Below are 494 nucleotides of genomic sequence, written 5' to 3'. Positions count from 1 at the left end.
TTGATGCCGACGATTTCAACTTCTTCACCAACCTTGACGATACCGCGCTCAACGCGACCCGTCACAACCGTACCACGACCCGAGATCGAGAACACGTCTTCGATCGGCATCAGGAACGGCTGGTCGATCGGACGTTCCGGGGTCGGAATGTAGTCGTCAACAGCGGCCATCAGAGCGCGAACAGCGTCTTCGCCCAGTTCCTTCGACGAATCTTCCAGAGCAGCAAGAGCCGAGCCCTTGACGATCGGGGTTTCATCGCCTGGGAAGTCGTACTTCGACAGAAGTTCGCGCACTTCCAGTTCAACCAGTTCGAGCAGTTCTGCGTCGTCAACCTGGTCGCACTTGTTCAGGAACACAACGATTGCCGGAACGCCAACCTGACGGGCGAGCAGGATGTGCTCACGGGTCTGCGGCATCGGGCCGTCAGCGGCCGAAACAACCAGGATCGCGCCGTCCATCTGCGCAGCACCGGTGATCATGTTCTTCACATAGTC

The 494-nt window shown here is 58.3% G+C and carries 1 protein-coding gene; it reads right to left on the bottom strand.

From position 1 onward, the window contains the following. Positions 1–494: GTP-binding protein (locus tag HWX93_RS22730; protein WP_235969199.1), on the bottom strand; the 494-nt coding region annotated here is incomplete at both ends.

This window comes from Brucella tritici (genome assembly GCF_902825325.1).
Lineage (GTDB): Bacteria > Pseudomonadota > Alphaproteobacteria > Rhizobiales > Rhizobiaceae > Brucella.
The sequence above is the reverse complement of the archived record's forward strand: the minus strand, read 5'-3'. Positions and strand labels throughout refer to the sequence as shown.